Origin of the sequence: Mycobacterium sp. NPDC050441 (genome assembly GCF_040655355.1) — a bacterium.
Lineage (GTDB): Bacteria > Actinomycetota > Actinomycetes > Mycobacteriales > Mycobacteriaceae > Mycobacterium.
Genome location: NZ_JBFAJS010000003.1, coordinates 292,325 through 316,797, shown reverse-complemented (window position 1 = coordinate 316,797; position 24,473 = coordinate 292,325). Strand labels below are relative to the sequence as shown.

The window sequence follows — 24,473 nt, the reverse complement described above, 5'->3', positions numbered from 1 at the left end:
TCAATCGCCGATGAGCCCGCGAATGCGGGGTGTCAGGGACTCGATCGGTTCGTCGGTCGACATCACCACAACTGCGGTGCGGCTGCCACCGCCCCGGTAGATCGGCCACGTCGCGGCCAGCGCCTCGGCCAGGTCCGACCGCGGGTTGGTCACGTCGCCGCGTAGCCATCGGCGCAGAACATGGTTGTGTGCGGCGACCACGGCGTTGGCGAATAGTTCGGCACGCAGGTCCGCCGTCCAATCCTCGGTTTGTGCGGTCCGCAGGTGTTTGGTGAACAGCCGGACATACCGCGACACCACGGCCGTTTCGAAGTCGCGCAGGGCAGGTACCGAGCGGGTGAGCCGGTAGCGCGTCCGGGCACGCTCGCCCTCGGCGAGATAGTTCTCGAATACCGAGGTTGTTGCCACCGCAATGACTTCGGCAGGCAGCGATTCGGCCGGCGCCGCCGACAGCCTCTCGTCGGCGCGGCGCAGCAACGCCTCGTGATCGGGAAAGATCAACGCCTCTTTCGATCCGAACTGACGAAACGCAGTGGTGCGTCCCACCTGCGCCCGTGCCGCGATGTCATCGACGCTGGTGCCCTCGTACCCCCGTTCTTCGAACAGGTCGAATGCCGCGCTCACCAGACGCTCTCGAGTGCTCGGTAGGCCGGGCATTGGGTGCACCTTTCTCGGGTACTGAGTTCCGATGCTATGGTACTGAGTACCAAAAGTAGCAGGGCGATGTACTCGATGTGCAGTCCGGGCAACGATGGAACCAAGAGCTGAAAGCGAAGGAGAAGATCATGGCTGGTTGGGCCGGTAACCCATCTTTTGATCTGTTTCAGCTGCCGGAGGAGCACCAGGAGCTTCGGGCGGCGATCAGGGCGCTGGCGGAGAAGGAAATTGCCCCGCACGCTGCAGACGTCGACGAGAACGCACGCTTTCCGCAGGAAGCCCTGGATGCGCTGAACGCGTCGGGTTTCAACGCGGTGCACGTGCCCGAGGAGTACGGCGGCCAGGGAGCGGATTCGGTCGCGGCATGCATCGTGATCGAAGAGGTTGCGCGCGTGGACTGTTCGGCGTCGCTGATTCCGGCCGTCAACAAGCTGGGCACCATGGGCCTGATCCTGCGTGGCAGCGACGAGCTCAAGCAGCAGGTGCTGCCATCGATCGCCGATGGTGAGGCGATGGCCTCCTATGCGCTGTCCGAGCGTGAGGCGGGCAGCGACGCGGCGGGCATGCGTACCCGCGCCAAGGCCGATGGTGACGGCTGGCTTCTGAACGGCACGAAGTGCTGGATCACCAACGGCGGCAAGTCGACCTGGTACACCGTCATGGCGGTGACCGATCCCGACAAGGGTGCCAACGGTATTTCGGCGTTCATGGTCCACAAGGACGATGAGGGCTTCGTCGTCGGGCCCAAGGAGCGCAAGCTCGGCATCAAGGGCAGCCCGACCACCGAGTTGTATTTCGAGAACTGCCGCATCCCGGGGGACCGGATCATCGGCGATCCCGGCACCGGGTTCAAGACCGCGTTGGCGACGCTGGATCACACGCGTCCGACGATCGGTGCGCAGGCCGTCGGTATCGCTCAGGGTGCGCTGGACGCGGCGATCGCATACACCAAGGACCGCAAGCAGTTCGGCCGTCCGGTCAGCGACAACCAGGGCGTGCAGTTCATGCTCGCCGACATGGCGATGAAGGTCGAGGCCGCCCGGTTGATGGTGTACTCGGCCGCGGCGCGTGCCGAGCGTGGCGAGGGCAACCTCGGATTCATCTCGGCGGCGAGCAAGTGCCTGGCCTCGGACGTGGCCATGGAGGTCACCACCGATGCGGTGCAGCTGTTCGGCGGCGCCGGCTACACGGTGGACTTCCCGGTCGAGCGGATGATGCGTGACGCCAAGATCACCCAGATCTACGAGGGCACCAACCAGATTCAGCGTGTGGTGATGAGCCGCGCCCTGCTCAAGTAGCTCCACGAGTAAACGTGAATGTGCCCGGTCTCCGAGGAGGCCGGGCACATTTGCGTTCTGCGGATCGCGGCGTTAGCCGCGGGTGACCTTCTCGGTCGTGCGACGCCGCTCCTGTGCGCCCGCGTCGGGATTGGCGACCTGAACGAGCGACGCGCCCGCGACGAAGGTCGCGACCAGATTTGCGATCAGCTCATCCGGGGTGGCCCATGAAGCGGTGGAGAGCACCCGGTCACGGTCGGTGAAACCCTGTGCGGCAGCGGTATTCTGGGCCGCCTCAAGCACCTCCGACACCGATCTTCCGGCCAGGGCTGGGCCAGGAACCCGCTCGGGCACGATCTGATCGCCGTGTACCCGCACCGCGGTGGCGTAGTCGGTGACTCCGATCGGCAGATCCGGCGCCGGCTTGCCGAACGGGTCCAGTGACAGCACCGCGACCTCGCCTCCGGACACCGCGTCATCGGCCTCATCGAGCCGATCCCGCGTGCACAGTGCCATGTCGGCGTCCCCGTCGAGCACTACTTCACTTCCGATCCACCAGATCCCGAACAGCACCGCTGCGGTCTGCCAGTGCGCGGGCAGCAGCACCGCCACCCGGGTGCCCGGGCCGGCCCCCATCTCGTCGCGCAACAGGTTGGCGGTCTTGGCGGCCCAGTTGGCCATGGTTACCGTCGACAGCTCGATCCGCTCACCAGTGGCGTCGTCGTAAAAGGTGATCCGCGGCCCGGCCGGGTCCGCGGCCAACAACGGGTCCAAGACCGCAGCGCTGACTGTGCTCATAACCTCTGGTTTTACTCGAGGACGATCAGTTCACACACTTGGGATCGTCCGAACCCGCGTTGAGGATCGGCGACGGCGGTGGTGGTGGGCTCTGCTCACCGGTATCGCTGTAGGTATCCCCGACTGCGGCCGGATCCACGATGCCCGCGGACGGATCCATGCCGTCGGAGCCGGGCCCGGTGTAGTCGGCGGCCAACACCACTCGCACCGCGCCGGGCGGCAGCGACGAATCCTCGTTCACCGGCAACCCTCCGAGATCCTTCGACACCGCCTGGGCGCCGAGGTCGTCGGACTTGGCGGCCAACACCTGGCTGGACGTCGGCGGCGCACCGTCGTGATTCCCGGTGGCACCCGGCGCGAATCCCTTATTGCTCAGCACCTGTGACACCGCGGCGGCCAGGCCGTTGATGTCGGTGCCGTTGACCACCTCGACGGTGGTGTTTTCCGGTGAGTAGCTGAGTTGTTCGGTCTTGCCCGCGTCCTGGTCTTGCAGCAGGCTCGACACCCACTGGTGGACCTCGTTCGGATCCACCCGGACGACGCTCTGCATGCCGTCGTCGCTCCAGCCGTCCTCACGCAGGACCGGGATGGTGGCGAACGCCACGCTGCCGCCCGCCAGCTTCTGCAGCTGTTGGACGAAATCCATGATGTCCCAGCCCTCGGAGATCACCATTGAGCGCTGCACGGCGTCGCGCAGCTTGCCGAGGGTGCTGGGGCTGGACAGGGTTTTACTGGAGATCACGTCATGGGCCAGTGACGCCATCACCGACTGCTGGCGGGTCACCCGGTCCAGGTCACCTCGCGGCAGGTCATGGCGCTGCCGAACGAAGCTCAGCGCCTGCGGACCGTCGAGCTTCTGCCAGCCGGCCGGGAAATCGGCGCCCGAGAGGGGTTCGTACACAGCATCTTTGAGGCAGACATTGACCCCACCCAGGGCATCGGTGATCAGTGCGAAGCCGAGCAGCCCGATCTCGGCGTAGTGGTCCACCGTGACGCCGGTGAGTGCGGCGACGGTCTCGATCAGCTCCTCGCGGGCGGCCTCGGTGGCCTTGGGCTCGGCGACAGCCGGATCTTCACCCTCGACCTCGACCAGCTGTTTCATCTCTTCGAGCTTCACATCGCCGAACACGCCGTTGATTTTCATCTTTCCCCGGCCCGGCGCCTGGACGTACGAGTCGCGGGGGATGGAGATGGCGGTGGCCGACTTCCCGTTGTTCGGGATGCGCACCAGGATGATGGTGTCGGTATTGGTCGAGACGTCGTCGCCGGCGCGCAGCGTCTGCAGCTCCTCGGCCGACAGCGGGTTGCCGTGGGCATCGGTGCGACTGTCCATCCCGACCAGCAGGATGTCGATGGCGCCGTCGTCGCCACCTCCGCCGAGGGCCGCCGAGCTGATGTGGTTGATGCCGGATTCGAACGAGCGGATCTGGGTCCAGGCCACCCCTGTTCCGAGCACCACGGCCGACGCCGTGGCGACAGCAAGGGAGCGAAGGAGGGGGATATGCACCTGCCCAGGCTACTTGCGGCTCGGACGTGAGCCGGGTAACGCCGACCGGCGTGCCAGACTCGGCGCATGGCGCAACGGATTGTGATCACCGGGGCCGGAGGCATGGTCGGCCGGGTATTGGCTGATCAGGGACGTCGTCAGGGCCGTGACGTGCTGGCCCTGACCTCCGCGGAATGTGACATCACCAACCCCGACTCGGTCCGGCAATTCGTCGAACCCGGCGATGTGGTGATCAACTGCGCGGCATATACGCAGGTGGACGCCGCCGAGACGGGCCAGGTGCGGGCCAACGCAGTCAACGCCGTCGGTCCGGGCAACGTCGCCACGGTGTGCGCGCACGTCGGAGCCCGTCTGGTGCACATCTCCACCGATTACGTATTCGGCGCGTCCCGTGAGCGCCGTACGCCGTATGAGATCGACGACGTGACCGGCCCGGTCAACGTCTACGGCCACACCAAACTGGCCGGGGAACACGCGGTGCTGGCCGCCAAGCCGGACGCGCACGTCGTCCGCACCGCCTGGGTGTACCGGGGCGGCGACGGGAAAGACTTCGTGGCCACCATGCGCCGGCTGGCGGCCGGAGACGGCCCGGTGGATGTGGTCGCCGACCAGGTCGGGTCGCCGACCTACACCGGTGACCTGGTGACGGCTCTGCTGCAGATCGCCGACGGCGGTGTGCGGCCCGGCGTGCTGCATGCCGTCAACACCGGACCGGCCAGCCGGTTCGATCTGGCGCGACAGACGTTCGCCGCCGTCGGAGCGGATCCCGAGCGGGTCCGTCCGGTCGATAGTGACCGCCATCCGCGCCCCGCGCCGCGCCCGGCCTACACCGTGCTGTCGGCCCTGCGATCCGCCGAGGCCGGGCTGGCCCCGCTGCGGGATTGGCGAGAAGCCCTGGTGGCAGCGGTTGGAAATGAGCACCCGTCCGGCCCGCTACCCTCTACGCCGTGACTGAGGATGCGGTCCGCCCGCTCGTGGTGGTGACGGTGACATACTCGCCGGGCCCACATCTTGACCGTTTCCTGGCATCGCTGGCGTTGGCCACCGAGCGGCCGGTGAAGGTCATCATGGCCGACAACGGCTCGACGGACGGCGCGCCTGAACGGGCCGAAAAGCACTACCCGAACGTCCAACTCCTGCGCACCGGGGGCAATCTGGGTTACGGCAGTGCGGTCAACCGCGGCGCGACCCAGATAACGGATGCGGAGTGCTCGGAATTTTTTATCATCGCCAACCCCGATGTGCAGTGGGGTCCCCATTCGATCGACCTGCTGCTCGACGCCGCCCGCCGGTGGCCGCAGGCCGGGGCATTCGGACCGCTGATCCACGATCCCGATGGATCGGTCTACCCGTCGGCGCGGCACCAGCCCAGCCTGATCCGCGGTGGCATGCATGCCGTGGTGGGCCCGTTCTGGAAATCGAATCCGTGGACGGCGGCCTACCGGCAGGACCGGCAACAGCCGAGTGAGCGTGAGGTGGGCTGGCTGTCCGGTTCGTGCCTGCTGATGCGCCGGGACGCCTTCGACGCTGTGGGCGGGTTCGACGAGCGCTACTTCATGTATATGGAGGACGTCGACCTCGGCGACCGGGTCGCCCGGGCCGGCTGGCAGAACGTCTACGTGCCGTCGGCGGAGGTGCTGCACCACAAGGGGCACTCCACCGGCCGTGACCCGGCGCGCAACTTGGCCGCCCATCACCGCAGTACCTACACTTTCTTGGCTGATCGATACCCGGCGGCCTGGCAGGCGCCGTTACGGTGGACAATTCGGGGCGCGCTGGCAGCACGTGCGGGCCTGGTGGTCGGTAGTTCTCGACGTAAACAGGCGAAAGGGCACTGACGTGATCAATCCCGCGGAGGTGGACGCTGTCGTCCTCGTCGGTGGACGAGGCACCAGGTTGCGGCCCCTGACCCTCTCGGCGCCCAAGCCGATGCTGCCGACGGCCGGCGTCCCGTTCCTGACCCATCTGCTGGCCCGGATCTCGGTGGCCGGCATCAAGCACGTCGTGATGGGCACCTCGTACAAGGCCGAGGTATTCGAGGAAGCATTCGGGAACGGCTCCGATCTGGGGCTCGAGATCGAATACGTCACCGAGACCGAGGCACTCGGAACCGGTGGTGCCATCGCCAACGTGGCGGACAAGCTGCGCTACGACACGGCCATGGTGTTCAACGGTGACGTGCTGTCGGCGGCCGACCTCGGCGCGTTGCTGGAGTCACATCACACGCACCAGGCCGACCTCACCCTGCATCTGGTGCGCGTCAGCGATCCGCGTGCGTTCGGCTGTGTGCCCACCGATGCCGACGGTCGCGTGACGGCATTCCTGGAAAAGACCCAGGACCCGCCGACCGACCAGATCAACGCCGGCTGCTATGTGTTCAAGAAGCATGTCATCGACCAGATTCCGAAGGGCCGGCCGGTGTCGGTCGAACGCGAGGTGTTCCCGGGCCTGCTCACCGACGGACTGAAGGTGTGCGGATATGTCGACGCCTCCTACTGGCGCGATATGGGCACACCCGAGGATTTCGTCCGCGGCTCCGCTGATCTGGTCCGCGGCATCGCACCGTCGCCGGCGCTCAACGGTCAGCGCGGTGAGTCGCTGGTCCACGAAGGCGCGGCGGTCGCTCCGGGCGCATTGCTGATCGGTGGCACCGTGGTGGGCCGCGGCGCCGAGATCGGTGCCGGCGCACGCCTCGACGGCGCGGTGATCTTCGATGGGGTTCGCGTGGAAGCCGGTGCGGTGATTGAACGTTCGATCATCGGCTTCGGTGCCCGTATCGGTCCGCGGGCGCTGATCCGCGACGGCGTGATCGGTGACGGCGCGGACATCGGTGCGCGCTGCGAACTGTTGCGCGGCGCCAGGGTATGGCCCGGGGTGTCCATCCCGGACGGCGGCATCCGGTACTCCACCGACGTCTGACACCCGGATTCGCGCCGAAACTACGGGTTTTGGCGAGAATCGGCGCGAATCGCGGCAGAAAGCGTCGTCTCGGTGGTGCTCAGCCGGTCTTATGCAGGCATCTCGCGCTGAAAAAGTGCGTTTGCCGGCCCTTGTTGAGCCTTAGGCTTCAATCGGCAGAAGGGGAGGGGTCATGTCCAAAGGCATATTCAACGGACTACGGCGCAGAGCGGTGGCGCCGCTCGCGGCTCTGGTGGTGCTCGGAGCGGGTTTGGGGGCCACCGTGCCAGAGGCGGGTGCCTGGCCCATCCCGCTGACCTGGGAAGACAACACCTATCTCAAGGCCACGCGCGGCGTGTTCCCCGGCGACGACGATCAGTTGCTGCTGGTCGGCAGGGAGATGTGTCGCCAGCTCTACACCGGTACGCCGGCGCAGGCGGTCATTGACCAGATGGCGGGCCAGTACGGTGCCACCCCGGATCAAACCGCGGTTGCGCTGCGCGCTGCCCGCCGGGCGTACTGCACGCAGGCTCCGGGCTAGGCGAATCCGGTCACGGAGCCGGCGAGTTGGGTCAGCCCGAAGTCGGTGTCCTCGGGGAGCGCATCCAACGGCCACCACCGGAGATCCAAAGACTCGTCACTGCAGGCGATCTCGGCACCTTCCGGTGCCCGCACCACGAACTGCATGTCGAGGTGTCGGGTCGGAACCCCCAGCGAGCACGTCACCGGATGCACGTGCAGGGCGGCCAGTTGCGGTTCGATGGTGAGCCCGGTGATCCCGGACTCCTCGGTGGCCTCGCGCAACGCGGCGGCGCGAATGTCGGAATCCGTTTCCTCACAATGCCCGCCGAGTTGCAGCCAGCGGCCGAAGCGAGGATGCAGCGTGAGCAACGTCCGGGTGCCGGTGTGGTCGACAACCAGTGCCGAGGCGGTGATGTGACCGGGCACGCACGCCCGAAGGCAGGCATCGGGGCGGGCAGCCAGAAATGACAGCACCGCATGCCGCAGTGTGTCCTGACCGGGATCGGCTGTCTGCCAATGCGTGAGCACCTCGACGGCGGAGGCGTGCAGGCTTTCGGCGCTCACTTCACCACCAGCAGGCCGTCGGTGGGTACCGGGTCGCGGGGCGGCTGCGGATCGGCGGCGTGTCCGATCGCGATGGCCCCCAAGGGCTCCCAATCCGACGGAAGATCGAGCTCGGAACGGACCAGATCGCCGGCGAAGATCGTGGAGCCGATCCAGCAGCTGCCCACCTCACGCACCGCCAGCGCCACCAGTAGGGCCTGCACCGCCGCGCCCACGGCGACCGTGAACATGGTGTGCTCGGCCTGGGTGCGGGCGTCGTCGGGATAGCTGTGGGCTCCGTCGGGAACCATGAAGGGAATCACCAGTTCCGGAGCGTCGTACAGGATCTGGCCGCGATTCAGGCGTCGCTCGACGGACTCGGGATCTCGGCCGTCCCCGGTGAGATCGGCGCGCCACTGGTCCTTCATCCGGTCCAGCAGTCGCCGTCGGGTGGCACCGTCCTGCACCCAGACGAAGCGCACCGGGCGGGTGTGATGCGGTGCGGGCGCGGTGAGTGCCTCGCCGATGGCGGCTTCGATGAGTGCGTGATCGACCGGTTCATCGGAGAATGCGCGCACCGAACGACGCAGAAGCTGAGCTTGGCTGCGCCCCATCTGGATCGCCTCGGCCGTCCCGAGCCAGAACAGGTCGTCCTCGCCGGAGCGCAACAGCGTGCGGGCGTTCGACCCGTCATCGGTCAGATCCAGCCCGCGTACCACCGCGACGGGGATCGCGGTGAGCTTGCCCTTCACCAGATCGGCTGCAGCGGCGATCTCGTCGGCCACCGCGACTTCGGTGACCAGCAGTTCGTTGCCGTGCCGGTCGTGTGCGCCCGCGTAACCGTGCAGCACGGTGAGCCCGGACGCGCCGATCGCGAAATCGGCTTGGCCATTGCGCCAGGCGCGGCCCATGGTGTCAGTGATCACGACAGCGACGGTGACGCCGAGTCGCTCACGCAGGCCTTCGCGCAACGCCTGCGCGCTGCTGTCGGGATCGGTTGGCAACAGCGCCAACTCGTTCGAGTCGACATTGGAGCCGTCGACTCCCGCGGCGGCCTGGACCAGTCCGATGGCGTTCTCGGTGATCAGGGTTCGACCCTTGCGTGCCAGTACGCGAACCGCCTCGCCGTCGATCAGCTTGCGCCGCATGGCGTCCCGCTCGTCGGGATCGGACGGGGCGGTGACGATGCGGCCTTCGCACTTGGAGACGATCTTGCTGGTGACCACCAGCACGTCACCGTCGCTCAACCATGGTGCCGCCTCGGCGAGGGCCGCGGCCAGATCATCTCCGGGTCGGAACTCGGGAAGCCCTGGTACGGGAAGGATCTCGACCCGGTCGGCCGATCCGTGCTCCGTGCTCACATCGCCGTTCACTCCGGTGCTCACAGCGGAACGCCGGCCAGGTCCAGGCCGGCCCGCACCATCTCGGCGGTGGTCGGCGGATCCGTCATCAGCAATGGCACCGCGCGCACCTGAACGCCCTCGACCTCGGCTTCATCGCCCTCGTGTACCAACCAGCCGTCCAGGATTCCGGTGCCCGACCGGGCGCCGAAGTGCCGGCCGACGGCCTGTGAGGTGGATTCCACACCGATGATGGACAGGCACTCATCGGCCATGCCGCGCAACGGTTTTCCGTCGATGATGGGGGAGTAGCCGACCACCGGCGCCTTGGTCGAGCGCAGTGCGCCGCGGACGCCGGGGATCTGCAGGATCGGCCCGATGCTCACGACCGGATTCGACGGTGCCAGCAACACCACGTCCGCATCGGCGATCGCCTCGGCGACACCCGGTGCCGCGGTTGCCTGTTCCGCACCGACGAACGCAAAGCTGTGCGAGGGCACCTGCGCGCGGTAGCGCACCCACCACTCCTGGAAATGGATGGCTCGTCGTGAACCGTCTTCCGGGTCGGTGATCACCACGTGGGTCTCACTGCGGTCGTCGGTGACGGGCAACAGTCGCGCACCTGGTGACCAGCGCTTACACAGCGCCTCGGTGACCTGCGACAGCGGGTAGCCGGCGCGGAGCATCTGGGTGCGGACCAGGTGCGTGGCCAGGTCCCGGTCGCCCAGGCCGAACCAGTCGGGTTGCACGCCGTACGCGGCAAGTTCCTCCTTGGCGTGCCAGGTCTCGTCGCGGTGGCCCCAGCCGCGCTCGGGATCGATACCGCCGCCCAGGGTGTACATGCAGGTGTCGAGGTCCGGGCAGATCCGGACGCCGTGCATCCAGGCGTCGTCACCCACGTTCACGATCGCGGTGAGTTCATGCTTGCTGTCGGTCTCCGAGAACTGGCCGAGGCCCAACAGGTGCTGTACCCCCAGCAAAAACCGGGCGCCTCCGACGCCGCCGACCAGAACGGTGATCTTCACAACGTCCGACCCTAGGCGTTGAGTGCGTGCGGATGGAAACGACGTCGTCACGGCCAGGACACGCCGATGTCGCGACGCGCCGATTTGACATAACGAGATGGTATGAAATCGCGCTCTGGCGCTTGACCCCGGCAGCTAACACGTGTGTAATCACAGTTGTGTCATTTCCCGGTTGGTGACCGATTCCGGTGTCGCGGACCGAGATTCGATCAACTGTTCGAATGGGGTGACCGCGCATCGCAATAGTGGGGCTCCACTTAGGATCTACGAGACCGAGTGAGGAGGCGGGGGATAATGTCTTATGAGAGCGGCGATTTCGATCATGTGGTCCGGTTTGACGATCGGCTACTCGGCTCGGTAGACAACGCACCGCACATCAACACGGGAACGACACCGATGGGGGCGGCCGGACGTCCTCAACTGAGTCTGGTTCCGGTGAGTTCAGTACCCGAACACATTGATGTTGATCCGGAAGACGAAGACGACCAATGGCAGGAACGTGCGCTCTGCGCACAGACCGACCCGGAGGCGTTCTTTCCGGAAAAGGGCGGGTCTACCCGCGAGGCCAAGCGCATCTGCCAAGGCTGCGAAGTCAAGGATGCCTGCCTTGATTACGCGCTCGCGCACGATGAGCGCTTCGGCATCTGGGGAGGATTGTCCGAACGGGAGCGTCGCCGGCTCAAACGCGGCATCATCTGACGCTCCCCGACGGAGCGCTCATCACACGATGCAGCGCTCGACGTCAGTCGTCGTCGATCGTCGGGTCGATGACTGACGGTTCAACTCCCAGATAGGTGGCCACCTGAGCCACCAGGATTTCATGCAGCAGGTCAGCTAGCTCATCGGATCCTTTGACCCGGCGCTCGATGGGCTTGCGGAACAAGACAATTCGAGCCCGGGTCGCATTTCCTCTGACGTCAACCCCAGCAGGTATCAGCCGCGCCAACGCGATCGGGCCATCGGCGATGACCTCGGGTGGCCATTGCACACTGTCGGGATCCTTCGGGGACATCCGCGGAATCTCATCGACGGCGACATCGAGTTCTTTGATCCGCGACGCCCACCGCCGCTCGATCGGCTCATAGGCTTCCAGCACAGCCATGTCGAACCGCTCGGCGCGGCTACGCCAGCCGGGAACCGAGCGCGGAAGCAGCGGTCCGCGCATATCGCGGCCGCGACGCGATCGCCATGGGTTGCGCTGGGCCACGGCGATGATCGTAACGGTTCGAGATCGGGGACCCGACGGCTGCGCGTGTCCGGCACCGCACAGCGATCGTCCAAAGTAATGTCAGTCGCGTGAATGTTCCCCGTCGCTGCTGCCGGCCCGGGTGCCCGCACTATGCCGTGGCGACGTTGACCTTTGTCTACTCCGACTCCACGGCGGTAGTCGGACCCCTGGCCACGGTGTCTGAACCCCACTCCTGGGACCTGTGTGTCGGCCACGCCGGCCGCATCACCGCGCCCAGAGGCTGGGAGCTGGTCCGTCATGCCGGTCCGTTGCCCACCCATCCCGACGAGGACGATCTGGTGGCCCTGGCCGACGCGGTCCGGGAAGGCCAGCCCGGCGCGGTTCCCCGCGGCGGGGTGGTGGCCGGATTCTCCGATCCCTCCACCGGTGTGGGCACCAGCGCGGTGATGGCGCCGCAGGTACGTCCCGCCGAGACCAACGGTCGCCGTCGCGGGCACCTGCGGGTGTTGCCGGATCCCACCGATTAAGACCTGATTAGACGACGACCGGCCCAAGAGTAGTGAACGTGTCGACGCCGCCCGGCGGTTAAGCTGGCGCCAACGATCCCGTTTCACAAGGAGCTATATGTCTAGGCCAGCGGCGGCTGTTCACGATGTCATCAAGGCCTATGACGTCCGTGGTCTGGTCGGTAGCCAGATCGATGAGGCGTTCGTGGCCGAGGTCGGCGGTGCGTTCGCTCGTCTGGTCCGCGCCGAAGGCGCCGCACAGGTCGTGATCGGCTATGACATGCGGGAGAGTTCGCCAACGCTGGCAGCTGCCTTCGCCGACGGCGTGACGGCCCAGGGCCTGGACGTGGTTCGCATCGGGCTGGCCTCCACCGATCAGCTGTACTTCGCCTCGGGTCAGTTGGACTGCCCCGGAGCGATGTTCACCGCCAGTCACAACCCGGCCGCCTACAACGGGATCAAACTGTGCCGCGCCGGGGCCAAGCCGGTGGGCAAGGACACCGGACTGTCCGTCATCTCCGACGAGGTGATCGCCGGGGTGCCGGCCCATGACGGCCCGGCCGGCGTGATCTCCGACCGTGACGTGCTGGTCGACTACGGCACCTTCCTGCGCTCCCTGGTCGATCTCAGCACGCTGCGTCCGCTGCGTATCGCCGTGGATGCGGGCAACGGCATGGCCGGCCACACCACACCCGCGGTTCTCGGGCCGATCCCTGGCGCCACCATCCTCCCGCTGTTCTTCGAACTCGACGGCAGCTTCCCCAATCACGAGGCCAATCCGCTGAATCCGGCCAACCTCATCGACCTGCAGGCCCACGTACTGGCCAGCGGCGCCGACATCGGCCTGGCGTTCGACGGTGACGCCGACCGCTGCTTCGTCGTCGACGAACTCGGGCGCCCGATATCGCCGTCGGCGGTAACCGCATTGGTGGCCGCCCGCGAGCTCAACCGGGAGATCGGCGCCACGGTGATCCACAACCTGATCACCTCGCGCGCGGTTCCAGAGCTGGTGATCGAGCGCGGCGGCACTCCTGTGCGGTCCCGCGTCGGGCATTCCTACATCAAGGGGCTGATGGCCGAGACCGGCGCCATCTTCGGCGGCGAACACTCGGCGCACTACTACTTTCGTGACTTCTGGGGCGCCGATTCGGGCATGCTCGCGGCGCTGCACGTGCTGGCCGCACTGGGCGAGCAGGACCGCCCGCTCTCGGAGTTCATGGCGGACTATCAGCGGTACGAGGCGTCCGGCGAGATCAACTTCACCGTCAGCGATGCACCGGCATGTGTGGAGGCCGTACTGAAATCGTTCGGCAGCTCGATCCAGTCCATCGACCACCTCGACGGCGTCACGGTGGACCTCGGCGATGGCAGTTGGTTCAACCTGCGCACGTCGAATACCGAACCGCTGCTGCGGCTGAACGTGGAAGCGCGCACTGCCGAGGACGTCGCCGCCCTCGTCGACAGAGTTTCGGCACAGATCCGTGGGGTGAGCGAGCCGGTGCCGTGAACGCCGTGGACGCCACGGTCGACCTGGACGACGGCGACGGACTTCTCGCCGCTGATCGCAACGGTCTGCTGCGGGCGGCGGCCATGGCGGGTGCCCAGGTTCGGGCTACCGCCGCGGCCCTGGCGGAAGGCTTGCTCGATCCGCTGCACGCCGATCACCCACCGCGCACAGTGATTTGGGTTGCCGGCCGCGGCGCCGCCGAGGATGCGGGCGCCATGTTGGCCGGTGCACTGAGCGCATCGATCGCAGCCCCCATCGTGGTGGCCGCCGAGACTCCGCCGTGGCTGGGCGCACTCGACGTGGTGATCGTGGCCGGTGACGATCCGGGCGATCCGGCTCTGGTGAACGCGGCGGCCACCGGTGTGCGGCGCGGTGCCCGGGTGTTGATCGTGGCACCGAACGAGGGTCCGTTGCGTGATATCGCGGCTGGGCGCGCGGTGGTATTGGCACCCCGACTGTGGGTCCCCGATGATTTCGGACTGACCCGATATCTGGCCGCCGGCCTGGCCGCGCTCCAGCTGGTGGATCCCGGTATGCGAGTGGATCTGGCCGCGATGGCAGACGAATTGGACGCCGAGGCGCTGCGCAACAGCGTGGGGCGAGAACTGTTCACCAACCCGGCCAAGACCCTGGCCGAACGGATGTCGGACAGCGCCGTCGTGCTGGCCGGCGACAATCCGGCCACGCTGGCGCTGGCCCGGCACGGGGCGACGGTGATGCTGCGCCTGGCCGGGGAAGTGGTGGCCGCCGCCGGACTCGGTGACGTCCTCGCCGCGATCGGCAGCGGAGCGGTCGGGCTGCCCGCGGCCCGATCTCTGTTCCACGACGAAGAGATCGACGGACCGCTGCCGCGCCGCATGCGTACGTTCGCCTTGATCACCGACACCGAACGACAACTGGTGGGGGCAAGGGTCAGCGGCTTTGACGACATCGCGGTGATCGGCGCCGAGGACGTACCGGACCAGGCTGGGACGACCCTGCCGGTCGGGCGCCCGGAACAACAACTGGCGGTTCTGGCTGTCCGCATGGAGATGACGGCCGTTTATATGAAACTGGTTCGAGGATAAGAAGTGCATCTGCTACGGGGAGCGGTGCGGACCTATGCCTGGGGTTCGCGTACTGCAATCGCTGAGTTCACCGGAAGGCCGAGTCCGACAATCCATCCGGAGGCCGAGTTGTGGCTCGGTGCGCACCCGGGCGACCCGGCCTGGCTGCTGACCGAACACGGTGAAGAGTCGCTGCTGCAGGCGGTCCAGGATGACCCCGAGGGGCAACTGGGCAGCGTGGCGATCGGCAGATTCGGCGACGCACTGCCCTTCCTCGTCAAGGTTCTGGCCGCCGATGAACCGTTGTCGTTGCAGGCCCATCCCAGTGCCGTGCAGGCGAGGGAGGGCTTCGACCGCGAGGACCGGCTCGACATTCCGGTGAACTCACCCGTTCGCAATTACCGTGACCGCAGCCACAAGCCCGAATTACTGGTTGCGCTAGGACATTTCGATGCGCTAGCCGGATTCCGCACGGTTGACCGCACGGTCGAGTTGATGCGGGCGCTGGCGGTCTCGGATCTTGACCCGTTCATCAACCTGTTGTCGGATCAATCCGATGCCGACGGGTTACGGGCCCTGTTTACCACCTGGATCACCGCGCCCCAGCCCGATCTCGACGTGTTGGTGCCGGCTGTTCTCGACGGGGCGGTCCACTACATTCGTTCCGGGGCAAAGAAATTCGCGGCCGAGGTCAAGACGGTGCTGGAACTCGGCGAGCGATATCCCGGTGATGCCGGTGTATTGGCCTCCCTGTTGCTCAACCGCATCAGCCTGCGGCCGGGGGAGGGCATCTACCTTCCCGCCGGCAATCTGCACGCGTATCTGCACGGTGTCGGTGTCGAGGTGATGGCCAACTCCGACAACGTGCTGCGTGGTGGGCTGACCCCGAAGCACGTCGACGTTCCGGAACTGCTGCGGGTGCTGGACTTCACCCCGACTCCTGAAGATCGGCTGCGCCCGGAAACCGTCACGGACGGAACGGAAACGATCTATCGGACGCCCGCGCAGGAATTCGCGGTGTCGGTGCTGACCGTCGACGGCGAACGCATCGGCGACGAGATCGACGTGCACTCCCACCACGATGGTCCGCAGTTGCTGCTGTGTATCGAAGGCGCCGCGGTGATCTATGCCGATGACGACAAGCTGACCGTTGAGCGCGGCATGGCGGCCTGGGTGGCAGCCGAGGACGGCCCGATCCGGTTGACCGCCGCCGAGCCGACGAAACTGTTCCGCGTCACCATCGGGATCTAGTCGGCCCCACCGGGTCCCGGCGTCGGGTCCCTTGGGACCCCTCTGTTGTCAACCCCTCGTTCCGCTGGCCGGAATAAATTTACGTTGCCCTCATTTTGGTCCCGCGTACGCCGCGTTCCATTACGGTGTCCGTGAAATGAGAAGAATTCTTAGGACCTCGCCAGGGTACGTCGCGTACTCGCCGTGCGGCCAACGCCGCGAGGGCCCGGGCATCCGGGGGTTGCCAGGCCACTCGCAGCATCGGGGCCCCGCGCCATTCACCTGCGGGCGGATCGGCTACCGCGACCGGGCGACGGGCTGCCTGAGTTTGCTTGGTGCCGTACGTCTAACGAACGTGCAACAACTCATGGCACAATGCCGTGGCTAGAGGCGTGATTCGGCTCTCAGATTGATACCCTCTGCAAGGAACCTCACAGAATCAACGGATAGGGCAATGACAACGGTCAGCGACTCGGGCGCCGCAGCATCAGGGGACCTCTATTTCGACAGGGTGGAGGCCCTCTCTCGTGCGACGGTCCGACGACGCTTCGATCCCCACGTTGACATCGACTGGGACGCGCCCGAGAACGCGTTGGAAGACGACGATCCGCGGTGGCAGCTGGATCCGGAGAGCGCTCCGCTCGCGGCGACCGACTGGTATGCCCAACAGCCGTTGCAGCGCCGTATCGACATGGGCCGCTGGGTAACCGCGAACACCCTCAAGGTCACGCTCCAGTTCGAGATGATGCTCATCCGCGGCGTGGTGCATTACGCCGGCAAGATGCCGAATGGTTCGCCGGTGTTCCAGTACCTTCTCCACGAACTGATCGACGAGTGCAATCACATCCAGATGTTCCAGGAGTTCGTCAACCGCACCGGTGAGGATGTGCCGGGAATGCGGCGAGGCTCCCGGATGATCGGGCCGATCTTGGGCTTCATCGGCGGCTACGCCAACATCATCCATTTCATCGGGGTGCTGTGTGGCGAACAGCCACTGCACTTTCAACAGACGCTGCAGCACCGTGGCGCGGCGCACGTGCCTCCGCTGCTGAACAAGATCACCTACATTCACCTGGCCGAGGAAGCCCGTCACATATCGTTTGCCGACGACCTTCTGGCTCAGCGGGTCAAAACCGTCAGCCGATTCAAGCGGGCGTGGTACGCAATTCTCTTCCCGTTCTTTCTCCGGTGGTTGATCGGGGAGATGATGGGTCCGCCGCGCACTTTTGCCCGGCAGTTCGGGGTTCCACGGCAGGTCTTCAAGGCCGCCTTCTGGCGTAGTGCCCAGTCGCGTCAGATGATGGCGGAATCGGCGGCCGACGTTCGGCGGGTAGCCGAGGATCTGGGCCTGCGTACGGCATGGTCACGCTGGATCTGGCGAATGTTGGGTATCGATGGGCGGCTGCCGCGATACCGCGGTGAGCCGGACCGGGGTTCTGCGGTCGCACGGGTGGCCGCGCTCCGCAACTCGGTGGCGGCGCGCCTCACGGGTGTGGCGGTCATGGCGAGTGTGGCCCTGCTGGTGGCACCGGACGGACTGAAGATCATCGCGTGTGCCGCTGCCGGTGCGGGTGTGTGGGCGGCGTACCACGCTCTCCGGGAACGCCGTGGTGGCGTGATGGGGAACCAGCCCTTTGAATGGCCGCGGCTTTTCGTGTGGGTTGCCGTGTGCGTGGCCATGATTCCCGCGGGCGGGCTGATCGGCCTCGCCTTGGTGGTGTTCATGATCCTGGCGCTTGCCGAATTCATGCCCACCATGTGACCGGACGTCAAGTCCTCGCGCCGGATGTGGTGACCCGGCCACCTCGAATCGGCGGCCTCTCAACGTCGCACGCGCTGTAGGCACGCCCGACCACACCCCGATGACCACGTCGGCGACGAGCGCCGCGCGGGTCAGGGGCTTCGGGGGAGGTAGTTACCGTCAGGCAGGCTTTTGGAACGTGTACACCCGGTACTGGATGAGGCCGACCTTGGACAGCCACTTCATCCACCGGGTGCCGACGATCATCGTCTTCTGGGCATCCGCTGACCCCTGCTCGCGGAAGAACTTGAGCAGGAAGGGATACGTCGGCAAGGTGTTCTTCCGGATGTTGCGTTTCGCGGCGAGCTTGAGCCCCGCACGCTTGCCCATGGACTTGTAGCCCCGCAGGGGGACGTTTCCGAGCGTTCCGTAGGACTTTGCGATCCGGGGGCGGATCGCCATCCAGATCGGGGTCTTGCCGAAGAACATCAGGGTCGGCACGAAGTCGGACACGGCCAGGTAGCCGCCCGGCTTGAGCACCCGCTCCGCTTCCGCGAGGAACTTCTCACGGGACGGGAAATGGAAGATGCATTCGACGGCCAGGACGCGGTCGAAGGAGTTGTCCTCGAACGGCAGCTGGCAGGCGTCGGCCTCGACCCAGCCGATCTTGTTGCCGTTGACCGGCTTGGTCTGGGCCTCGGCCGCCGCGAGCTGACGCGGATCGATGTTCAGGCCGGTGAGGTCCATGTTGGAGTAGGTGCCGTTGATCTGCTGGATGGTGCCGCCGAACCCGCAGCCGGCGTCCAGCACCTTCTGTCCGTCAGCAACCTCTCCGGCGGCGAACAGCACGTGGTCCATCTGCTCCATGGCGGCGATGTAGTCAGCCCGGGTGCCCTTGGCGGTCTTGGGGTTTTCCCAGTAACCCCAGTGCACCTGGTTTTCCCACAGCTGACCGGTTTCGCCACCGCCCTGCCGTTCATCGATCAGCAGGTCAAAGTAGGGGAGCTCAGCCATGCGCGGACCGTATCACGATCGGCATTGACTGTGACGTAGGCCCCACGTGGGCGCGACGGGATCGTTCCGACGGAAACTTTGTGCGTCCTACTCAGTTCGCGGCCACCGTGGTGGGAACATTGCGTGACCCCGGCCAGGATGAGAGGCAAACCGATTATGTCTGCCCTTCGGCGAATCAAATCTGTCGAGCAGTCGATTGCCGACACCGATGAGCCGTCGACCCGGCTCCGCAAGGACCTCACGTGGTGGGACCTCACGGTTTTCGGTGTGTCGGTCGTGATCGGCGCGGGCATTTTCACCATCACCGCCTCGACGGCGGGGAACTTGACCGGGCCCGCGATCTCGATCGCCTTCCTGATCGCTGCCGTGGCGTGCGGTTTGGCCGCCTTGTGCTACGCCGAGTTCGCCTCGACGGTGCCGGTGGCCGGCAGCGCGTACACCTTCTCCTATGCCACGTTCGGTGAATTCACGGCGTGGATCATCGGATGGGATCTGATCCTGGAGTTCGCCGTCGCGTCCGCGGTGGTGGCCAAGGGGTGGTCGAGCTACCTCGGGACGGTGTTCGGGTTCGGCGGCGGAATAGCAGATTTTGGCGGCCTGGCGGTCGACTGGGGCGCGTTGGTGATCATCGTGCTGGTGACGATCCTGCTGGTGGTGGGCACCAAGTTGTCGGCGCACTTCAGTCTGGTGATCACGATCATCAAGGTGTCGGTCGTGTTGTTGGTGGTAGTCGTCGGTGCGTTCTACATCAACGCCGCCAACTACACCCCGTTCATTCCGCCGAACGAGGCCGGGGAGGGCGCCACCGGGGCCGACCAGTCGCTGTTCTCGTTGTTGACCGGGGCGGCGGGTAGCCACTACGGCTGGTACGGCGTGCTGGCCGGCGCCTCGATCGTGTTCTTCGCGTTCATCGGCTTCGACGTCGTCGCGACCACCGCCGAGGAGACCCGCGATCCGCAGCGCGATGTGCCCCGCGGCATCCTGGCCTCACTCGGCATCGTCACCGTGCTGTACGTCGCGGTGTCGGTGGTGCTGTCGGGCATGGTGTCCTACACCGTGCTGCGCGATGCGCCCGACGGCCACGCCAACCTGGCCACGGCATTCGACGCCAACGGTGTGCACTGGGCGGCGAAGGTCATCTCCATCGGCGCGCTTGCGGGGCTCACGACGGTGGTGATCGTGCTGATGCTGGGGCAGACCCGGGTGTTGTTTGCGATGTCGCGTGATGGTCTGCTGCCGCGGCGGCTCGCCGTCACCGGCAGCCACGGCACACCGGTCCGGATCACCTTGATCGTTGGTGTTCTGGTGGCGATCGCTGCCTCGGTGTTCCCGATGGGCCGACTCGAGGAGATGGTCAACATCGGCACGCTGTTCGCGTTCGTGCTCGTTTCGGCCGGGGTGATCGTGCTGCGGCGGACCCGGCCTGACCTACCGCGCGGATTCCGCGTGCCGTGGGTGCCGGTGTTGCCGATCGCCGCGATCCTGGCGTGCCTGTGGTTGATGCTCAACCTGACCGGGCTGACCTGGATCCGGTTCCTGGTCTGGATGGTGATCGGTGTGGTGGTGTACGCCGCGTACGGCCGGACTCATTCCGCGCTGGCAGGTAAAGAAGTCGCGGCGGCGCAGACGCAGCAGTAGCTGAAATCGGTGTTCGGCCCATCGTGGACCTCTCATGCCCGGATTACTTTACAAAACACGGGTTAATGTCTAGACAAGAGACATAGGCACACTTATAGTCAAGTCATTGCAGTGACAGCTCTCACATAAGGAGGCTCATCGTGGTGGCGGAACTCTCGAATGGACCGGACGTCGCAGATGTCGGACAGTGGCGGGACAAGAAGCGGCATCTGTGGCTGATGGGACTGATCGCCCCGACAGCGATCTTCGTGATGCTGCCGCTGGTCTGGGCGCTCAACCAGCTCGGCTGGCACACCGCAGCCCAGGCGCCGTTGTGGATCGGGCCGATCCTGCTCTACGTGCTGCTGCCGCTGTTGGACCTGCGATTCGGTCCGGACGGCCAGAACCCGCCCGACGAGGTGATGGAGCAGCTGGAGAACGACAAGTACTACCGCTACTGCACCTACGTCTACATCCCGTTCCAGTACGCGAGCGTCATCATGGGCGCGTATCTGTTCACCGCATCCGACCTCAGCTGGCTCGGGTTCGACGGTGGCCTGGGCTGGCCGGCCAAGATCGGTATCGCGCTGTCGGTGGGTGTGCTCGGAGGGGTGGGAATCAACACCGCCCACGAGATGGGACACAAGCGTGACTCGCTGGAGCGGTGGCTGTCCAAGATCACCCTGGCCCAGACCTGGTACGGCCACTTCTACATCGAGCACAACCGCGGCCACCACGTCCGCGTCGCCACCCCCGAGGATCCCGCATCCGCCCGCTTCGGCGAAACATTCTGGGAGTTCCTGCCGCGCAGCGTGTTCGGCAGCCTGCGCTCGTCCTGGGAGCTGGAGGCCCAGCGGTTGCGCCGGCAGGACAAGTCGCCGTGGCACTGGTCCAACGACGTACTCAACGCGTGGGCAATGTCGTTCGTGTTCTTCGGCATCCTGATCGCGGTGTTCGGTCCCGCACTGATCCCGTTCATCGTCATCCAGGCCATCTACGGCTTCAGCCTGTTGGAATCGGTGAACTACCTCGAGCACTACGGGCTGCTGCGGCAGAAGAACGAGAACGGTCGCTACGAGCGCTGCGCGCCCGTACACAGCTGGAACTCCGACCACATCGTGACCAACCTGTTCCTGTATCACCTTCAGCGGCACAGCGATCACCACGCCAACCCGACCCGCCGGTACCAGACTCTGCGCAGCATCGACGGCGCGCCCAACTTGCCCAGCGGGTACGCGTCGCTGATCGGGCTCACCTACCTGCCGCCGTTGTGGCGCAAGCTGATGGACCACCGGGTACTGGAGCACTACGACGGTGACATCACCAGGGTGAACATCCAGCCGCGGCTGCGGGCGAAGATGCTGGCCCGCTACGGCGCAGGTGATGCCGCATGAGTGCCTACGAGTGCCCCGGGTGCGGCTACATCTATGACGAGGCCAAAGGTGCTCCGCGAGAAGGGTTCCCGGCCGGAACATCGTGGGACCAGGTACCCGACGACTGGTGCTGCCCGGACTGCGCGGTGCGGGAAAAGGTCGATTTCGAGTCGATAGGAGTAGTGAAATGAGCGAGCCGTACAAATTGTTCGTCTGCGTGCAGTGCGGATTCGAGTACGACGAGGCCAAGGGCTGGCCCGAGGACGGCATCGCCCCGGGCACCCGATGGGACGACATCCCGGAGGACTGGAGCTGCCCGGATTGCGGCGCAGCGAAGACCGATTTCGAGATGGTCGAGGTCGCACGGCCTTGACCGCTTCGAGCGACGCGCTCGAAACCCGCCCGGAAAGCGATATTGTCGCCCGTGTGAGTCGGCCGCGAGACAAACAGCGCATCCCGTATGCGGAGGCATCCAGGGTGCTGCTGCGCGATTCGATTCTCGACGGCATGCGGGAACTGCTGTTGACCCGCGATTGGTCGGCCATCACGCTCTCGCACGTGGCCGAGGTCGCAGGGATCAGCCGTCAGACGATCTACAACGAGTTCGGTTCTCGGCAGGGGCTGGCCGAGGGATACGCGATGCGCCTGGCGGATCGGCTGGTCGACGCGGTCGACGCGGCGATCATCAACAACGTCGGCGAGGTGCACGCGGCGTTCCTGGAGGGCTTCCGGGCGTTCTTCCTTGAATCTGCCGCCGACCCCCTGGTGATCTCGTTGCTCACCGGCGCGTCCAAGCCCGACCTGCTGCAGATCATCACCACCGGCAGCGGGCCGATCATCTCCAGATGCTCGGCGCGGCTGACCGGAACCTTTCAGAACAGTTGGATGAAGGCCAGCGATCAGGACGCCGGTGTGCTGGCCCGGGCGATCGTGCGGCTGGCGATGAGTTACGTGTCGATGCCGCCCGAGGCGGATCACGATGTGGCCGGTGACCTGGCCCGACTGATGACGCCATTCGCCGAGCGCTACGGTGTCATAGATACCCCGTAGCTGTCAGAGCGCCGCAGCTGTTTGATCGCATGAGCGCCTGTCCCGCGAGCCCGCAGGCTAGAGGTATCTGCATGTGGCGTCGCCGCTGGGCGCCCACGTGCGCTAGCAAGCAATCACGACTGAAAGAGGGCTCTACATGACCGAGTTGAAGGCCGACATCCGAAACGGCATCGACTTCAAGGTTGCTGACCTGTCGCTGGCCGAGTTCGGCCGCAAGGAGATCCGCCTCGCCGAGCACGAGATGCCCGGCCTGATGGCGCTGCGTCGCGAATACCACGACGTGCAGCCGCTCAAGGGCGCCCGTATCTCCGGCTCGCTGCACATGACCGTGCAGACCGCCGTGCTGATCGAGACGCTGGTTGCTCTCGGCGCCGAAGTTCGTTGGGCTTCCTGCAACATCTTCTCCACCCAGGATCACGCCGCCGCGGCCATCGTCGTCGGTCCGCACGGAACCCCCGAGGAGCCCAAGGGCACCCCGGTCTTCGCCTGGAAGGGCGAGACGCTCGAGGAGTACTGGTGGGCCGCCGAGCAGATGCTCACCTGGGAAGGTGAGCCGGCGAACATGATCCTCGACGACGGCGGCGACGCCACCATGCTCGTGCTGCGTGGCGCCGAGTACGAAAAGGCCGGCGTGGTCCCGCCCGCCGACGAGGACGACTCGGCCGAGTGGAAGGTCTTCCTGTCCCTGGTGCGCAAGCGCTTCGAGACCGAGAAGGACAAATGGACCAAGATCGCCGCGTCGGTCAAGGGCGTCACCGAGGAGACCACCACCGGCGTGCTGCGGCTGTACCAGTTCGCCGCCGCGGGTGAGCTGGCGTTCCCGGCCATCAACGTCAACGACTCGGTCACGAAGAGCAAGTTCGACAACAAGTACGGCACCCGGCACTCGCTGGTCGACGGCATCAACCGCGGCACCGACGCGCTGATCGGCGGCAAGAAGGTGCTGATCTGCGGTTACGGCGACGTGGGCAAGGGCTGCGCGGAGTCGCTGGCCGGTCAGGGTGCGCGCGTGCAGGTCACCGAGATCGACCCGATCAACGCCCTGCAGGCGCTGATGGACGGTTACGACGTGGTGACCGTCGAGGACGCGATCGGCAACGCCGACATCGTGGTGACGGCAACCGGCAACTTCGACATCATCCTGCTCGAGCACATGAAGGCGATGAAGGACCACGCGATCCTGGGCAACATCGGCCACTTCGACAACGAGATCGACATGGCGGCACTGGAGAAGTCGGGCGCGGTGCGGCTGAACATCAAGCCGCAGGTCGACCAGTGGACCTTCGGTGACTCGGGCAAGTCGATCATCGTGCTGAGCGAGGGCCGACTGCTCAACCTCGGAAACGCCACGGGGCACCCGTCATTCGTGATGAGCAACAGCTTCTCGAACCAGGTGATCGCCCAGATCGAACTGTGGACCAAGAACGACGAGTACGACAACGAGGTCTACCGGCTGGCCAAGCACCTCGATGAGAAGGTCGCCCGCATCCACGTCGAGGCGCTCGGTGGCGCGTTGACCAAGCTCACCAAGGAGCAGGCCGAGTACATCGGCGTGGACGTCGACGGTCCGTACAAGCCGGAGCACTACCGCTACTGAGTTCCCCTTCTGCGCGAGCAGATGCGAAAGTCCCCG

General features: G+C 65.9%; 25 protein-coding genes. 17 read left to right on the top strand and 8 right to left on the bottom strand.

Annotation, left to right across the window (positions count from 1 at the left end):
* A complete protein-coding gene (locus AB0I14_RS10525) occupies positions 1 to 657 on the bottom strand; it encodes a TetR/AcrR family transcriptional regulator (RefSeq protein ID WP_358019932.1) in 657 nt (218 codons plus the stop codon).
* A 128-nt stretch (positions 658 to 785) separates the two neighbouring features.
* Here AB0I14_RS10525 and AB0I14_RS10520 point away from each other — a divergent pair, with 128 nt between their 5' ends.
* Positions 786 to 1,955: an acyl-CoA dehydrogenase gene (locus AB0I14_RS10520; protein ID WP_358019929.1), complete on the top strand. Its 1,170-nt coding sequence runs from the start codon at positions 786 to 788 to the stop codon at positions 1,953 to 1,955.
* 72 nt (positions 1,956 to 2,027) lie between these two features.
* On the opposite strand, the gene AB0I14_RS10515 is transcribed toward AB0I14_RS10520, so the two are convergent.
* Complete coding sequence (locus AB0I14_RS10515) at positions 2,028 to 2,732, bottom strand: TIGR03089 family protein (protein ID WP_358019926.1); 705 nt, start codon at positions 2,730 to 2,732, stop codon at positions 2,028 to 2,030.
* Between the two features lie 25 nt (positions 2,733 to 2,757).
* Entirely contained in the window at positions 2,758 to 4,239 is a 1,482-nt protein-coding gene (locus AB0I14_RS10510) for an LCP family protein (RefSeq protein WP_358019923.1), read from the bottom strand.
* Positions 4,240 to 4,305: 66 nt separating this feature from the next.
* Here AB0I14_RS10510 and rfbD point away from each other — a divergent pair, with 66 nt between their 5' ends.
* The 4 genes from rfbD to AB0I14_RS10490 all read left to right on the top strand — a co-directional run bounded on the left by rfbD (position 4,306) and on the right by AB0I14_RS10490 (position 7,678).
* Positions 4,306 to 5,190 carry a dTDP-4-dehydrorhamnose reductase gene (gene rfbD, locus AB0I14_RS10505; protein WP_358019920.1) on the top strand — a complete coding sequence of 295 codons (885 nt, stop codon included), beginning with the start codon at positions 4,306 to 4,308 and terminating at the stop codon, positions 5,188 to 5,190.
* On the top strand, positions 5,187 to 6,077 hold the full coding sequence (locus AB0I14_RS10500; protein WP_358019918.1) for a glycosyltransferase family 2 protein: 891 nt from the start codon (positions 5,187 to 5,189) through the stop codon (positions 6,075 to 6,077). The genes rfbD and AB0I14_RS10500 overlap by 4 nt, the downstream gene beginning before the upstream one ends.
* A 4-nt stretch (positions 6,078 to 6,081) precedes the next feature.
* The gene (locus AB0I14_RS10495) at positions 6,082 to 7,158 is read left to right on the top strand and encodes an NDP-sugar synthase (protein ID WP_358021221.1); all 1,077 of its coding nucleotides are present in this window, start codon (positions 6,082 to 6,084) and stop codon (positions 7,156 to 7,158) included.
* A 172-nt stretch (positions 7,159 to 7,330) separates the two neighbouring features.
* Positions 7,331 to 7,678 (top strand): DUF732 domain-containing protein, encoded by a 348-nt coding sequence (locus tag AB0I14_RS10490; RefSeq protein WP_358019916.1) that lies wholly within the window; start codon positions 7,331 to 7,333, stop codon positions 7,676 to 7,678.
* Here the strand turns inward: AB0I14_RS10490 and AB0I14_RS10485 are convergent.
* The 3 genes from AB0I14_RS10485 to cofD are packed head-to-tail and all read right to left on the bottom strand — an operon-like array spanning position 7,675 to position 10,567.
* On the bottom strand, positions 7,675 to 8,223 hold the full coding sequence (locus AB0I14_RS10485; protein WP_358019913.1) for an NUDIX hydrolase: 549 nt from the start codon (positions 8,221 to 8,223) through the stop codon (positions 7,675 to 7,677). The genes AB0I14_RS10490 and AB0I14_RS10485 overlap by 4 nt on opposite strands.
* On the bottom strand, positions 8,220 to 9,563 hold the full coding sequence (locus AB0I14_RS10480) for a coenzyme F420-0:L-glutamate ligase (protein ID WP_358021218.1): 1,344 nt from the start codon (positions 9,561 to 9,563) through the stop codon (positions 8,220 to 8,222). The genes AB0I14_RS10485 and AB0I14_RS10480 overlap by 4 nt, the downstream gene beginning before the upstream one ends.
* 20 nt (positions 9,564 to 9,583) lie before the next feature.
* Positions 9,584 to 10,567, bottom strand: a complete 984-nt coding sequence (gene cofD, locus AB0I14_RS10475) for a 2-phospho-L-lactate transferase (protein ID WP_358019910.1) — start codon at positions 10,565 to 10,567, stop codon at positions 9,584 to 9,586.
* Positions 10,568 to 10,861: 294 nt separating this feature from the next.
* Between cofD and AB0I14_RS10470 the strand changes: the two genes are divergently transcribed.
* A complete protein-coding gene (locus AB0I14_RS10470; RefSeq protein WP_358019907.1) occupies positions 10,862 to 11,266 on the top strand; it encodes a WhiB family transcriptional regulator in 405 nt (134 codons plus the stop codon).
* 43 nt (positions 11,267 to 11,309) lie between these two features.
* On the opposite strand, the gene AB0I14_RS10465 is transcribed toward AB0I14_RS10470, so the two are convergent.
* On the bottom strand, positions 11,310 to 11,732 hold the full coding sequence (locus AB0I14_RS10465; protein ID WP_358021215.1) for a metallopeptidase family protein: 423 nt from the start codon (positions 11,730 to 11,732) through the stop codon (positions 11,310 to 11,312).
* 131 nt (positions 11,733 to 11,863) lie between these two features.
* Between AB0I14_RS10465 and AB0I14_RS10460 the strand changes: the two genes are divergently transcribed.
* From AB0I14_RS10460 to AB0I14_RS10440, 5 genes are all read left to right on the top strand, one after another.
* Complete coding sequence (locus AB0I14_RS10460; protein WP_358019904.1) at positions 11,864 to 12,283, top strand: DUF3499 domain-containing protein; 420 nt, start codon at positions 11,864 to 11,866, stop codon at positions 12,281 to 12,283.
* A gap of 97 nt (positions 12,284 to 12,380) precedes the next feature.
* On the top strand, positions 12,381 to 13,769 hold the full coding sequence (locus AB0I14_RS10455; RefSeq protein WP_358019901.1) for a phosphomannomutase/phosphoglucomutase: 1,389 nt from the start codon (positions 12,381 to 12,383) through the stop codon (positions 13,767 to 13,769).
* Positions 13,766 to 14,836 (top strand): TobH protein, encoded by a 1,071-nt coding sequence (locus AB0I14_RS10450; RefSeq protein ID WP_358019898.1) that lies wholly within the window; start codon positions 13,766 to 13,768, stop codon positions 14,834 to 14,836. Before AB0I14_RS10455 ends, AB0I14_RS10450 begins: the two co-directional genes overlap by 4 nt.
* 3 nt (positions 14,837 to 14,839) lie before the next feature.
* Positions 14,840 to 16,066, top strand: a complete 1,227-nt coding sequence (manA, locus tag AB0I14_RS10445) for a mannose-6-phosphate isomerase, class I (RefSeq protein ID WP_358019895.1) — start codon at positions 14,840 to 14,842, stop codon at positions 16,064 to 16,066.
* A 433-nt stretch (positions 16,067 to 16,499) separates the two neighbouring features.
* Positions 16,500 to 17,807, top strand: coding sequence for a diiron oxygenase (locus AB0I14_RS10440; protein WP_358019892.1), 1,308 nt, complete (start codon positions 16,500 to 16,502; stop codon positions 17,805 to 17,807).
* Between the two features lie 159 nt (positions 17,808 to 17,966).
* Here AB0I14_RS10440 and AB0I14_RS10435 read toward each other — a convergent pair whose 3' ends face one another.
* Entirely contained in the window at positions 17,967 to 18,800 is an 834-nt protein-coding gene (locus tag AB0I14_RS10435) for a class I SAM-dependent methyltransferase (protein WP_358019889.1), read from the bottom strand.
* Positions 18,801 to 18,956: 156 nt separating this feature from the next.
* Between AB0I14_RS10435 and AB0I14_RS10430 the strand changes: the two genes are divergently transcribed.
* The 6 genes from AB0I14_RS10430 (at position 18,957) to ahcY (ending at position 24,437) form a co-directional block, all read left to right on the top strand.
* On the top strand, positions 18,957 to 20,438 hold the full coding sequence (locus AB0I14_RS10430) for an amino acid permease (protein ID WP_358019886.1): 1,482 nt from the start codon (positions 18,957 to 18,959) through the stop codon (positions 20,436 to 20,438).
* Positions 20,439 to 20,656: 218 nt separating this feature from the next.
* A complete protein-coding gene (locus AB0I14_RS10425) occupies positions 20,657 to 21,811 on the top strand; it encodes an alkane 1-monooxygenase (protein ID WP_358021212.1) in 1,155 nt (384 codons plus the stop codon).
* On the top strand, positions 21,808 to 21,981 hold the full coding sequence (locus tag AB0I14_RS10420) for a rubredoxin (protein WP_358019883.1): 174 nt from the start codon (positions 21,808 to 21,810) through the stop codon (positions 21,979 to 21,981). Before AB0I14_RS10425 ends, AB0I14_RS10420 begins: the two co-directional genes overlap by 4 nt.
* Positions 21,978 to 22,163, top strand: a complete 186-nt coding sequence (locus tag AB0I14_RS10415; protein ID WP_358019880.1) for a rubredoxin — start codon at positions 21,978 to 21,980, stop codon at positions 22,161 to 22,163. Before AB0I14_RS10420 ends, AB0I14_RS10415 begins: the two co-directional genes overlap by 4 nt.
* 53 nt (positions 22,164 to 22,216) lie before the next feature.
* Entirely contained in the window at positions 22,217 to 22,840 is a 624-nt protein-coding gene (locus AB0I14_RS10410; RefSeq protein WP_358019877.1) for a TetR family transcriptional regulator, read from the top strand.
* A 136-nt stretch (positions 22,841 to 22,976) separates the two neighbouring features.
* Positions 22,977 to 24,437: an adenosylhomocysteinase gene (gene ahcY, locus AB0I14_RS10405; protein ID WP_358019874.1), complete on the top strand. Its 1,461-nt coding sequence runs from the start codon at positions 22,977 to 22,979 to the stop codon at positions 24,435 to 24,437.
* Positions 24,438 to 24,473 lie beyond the last annotated feature (36 nt).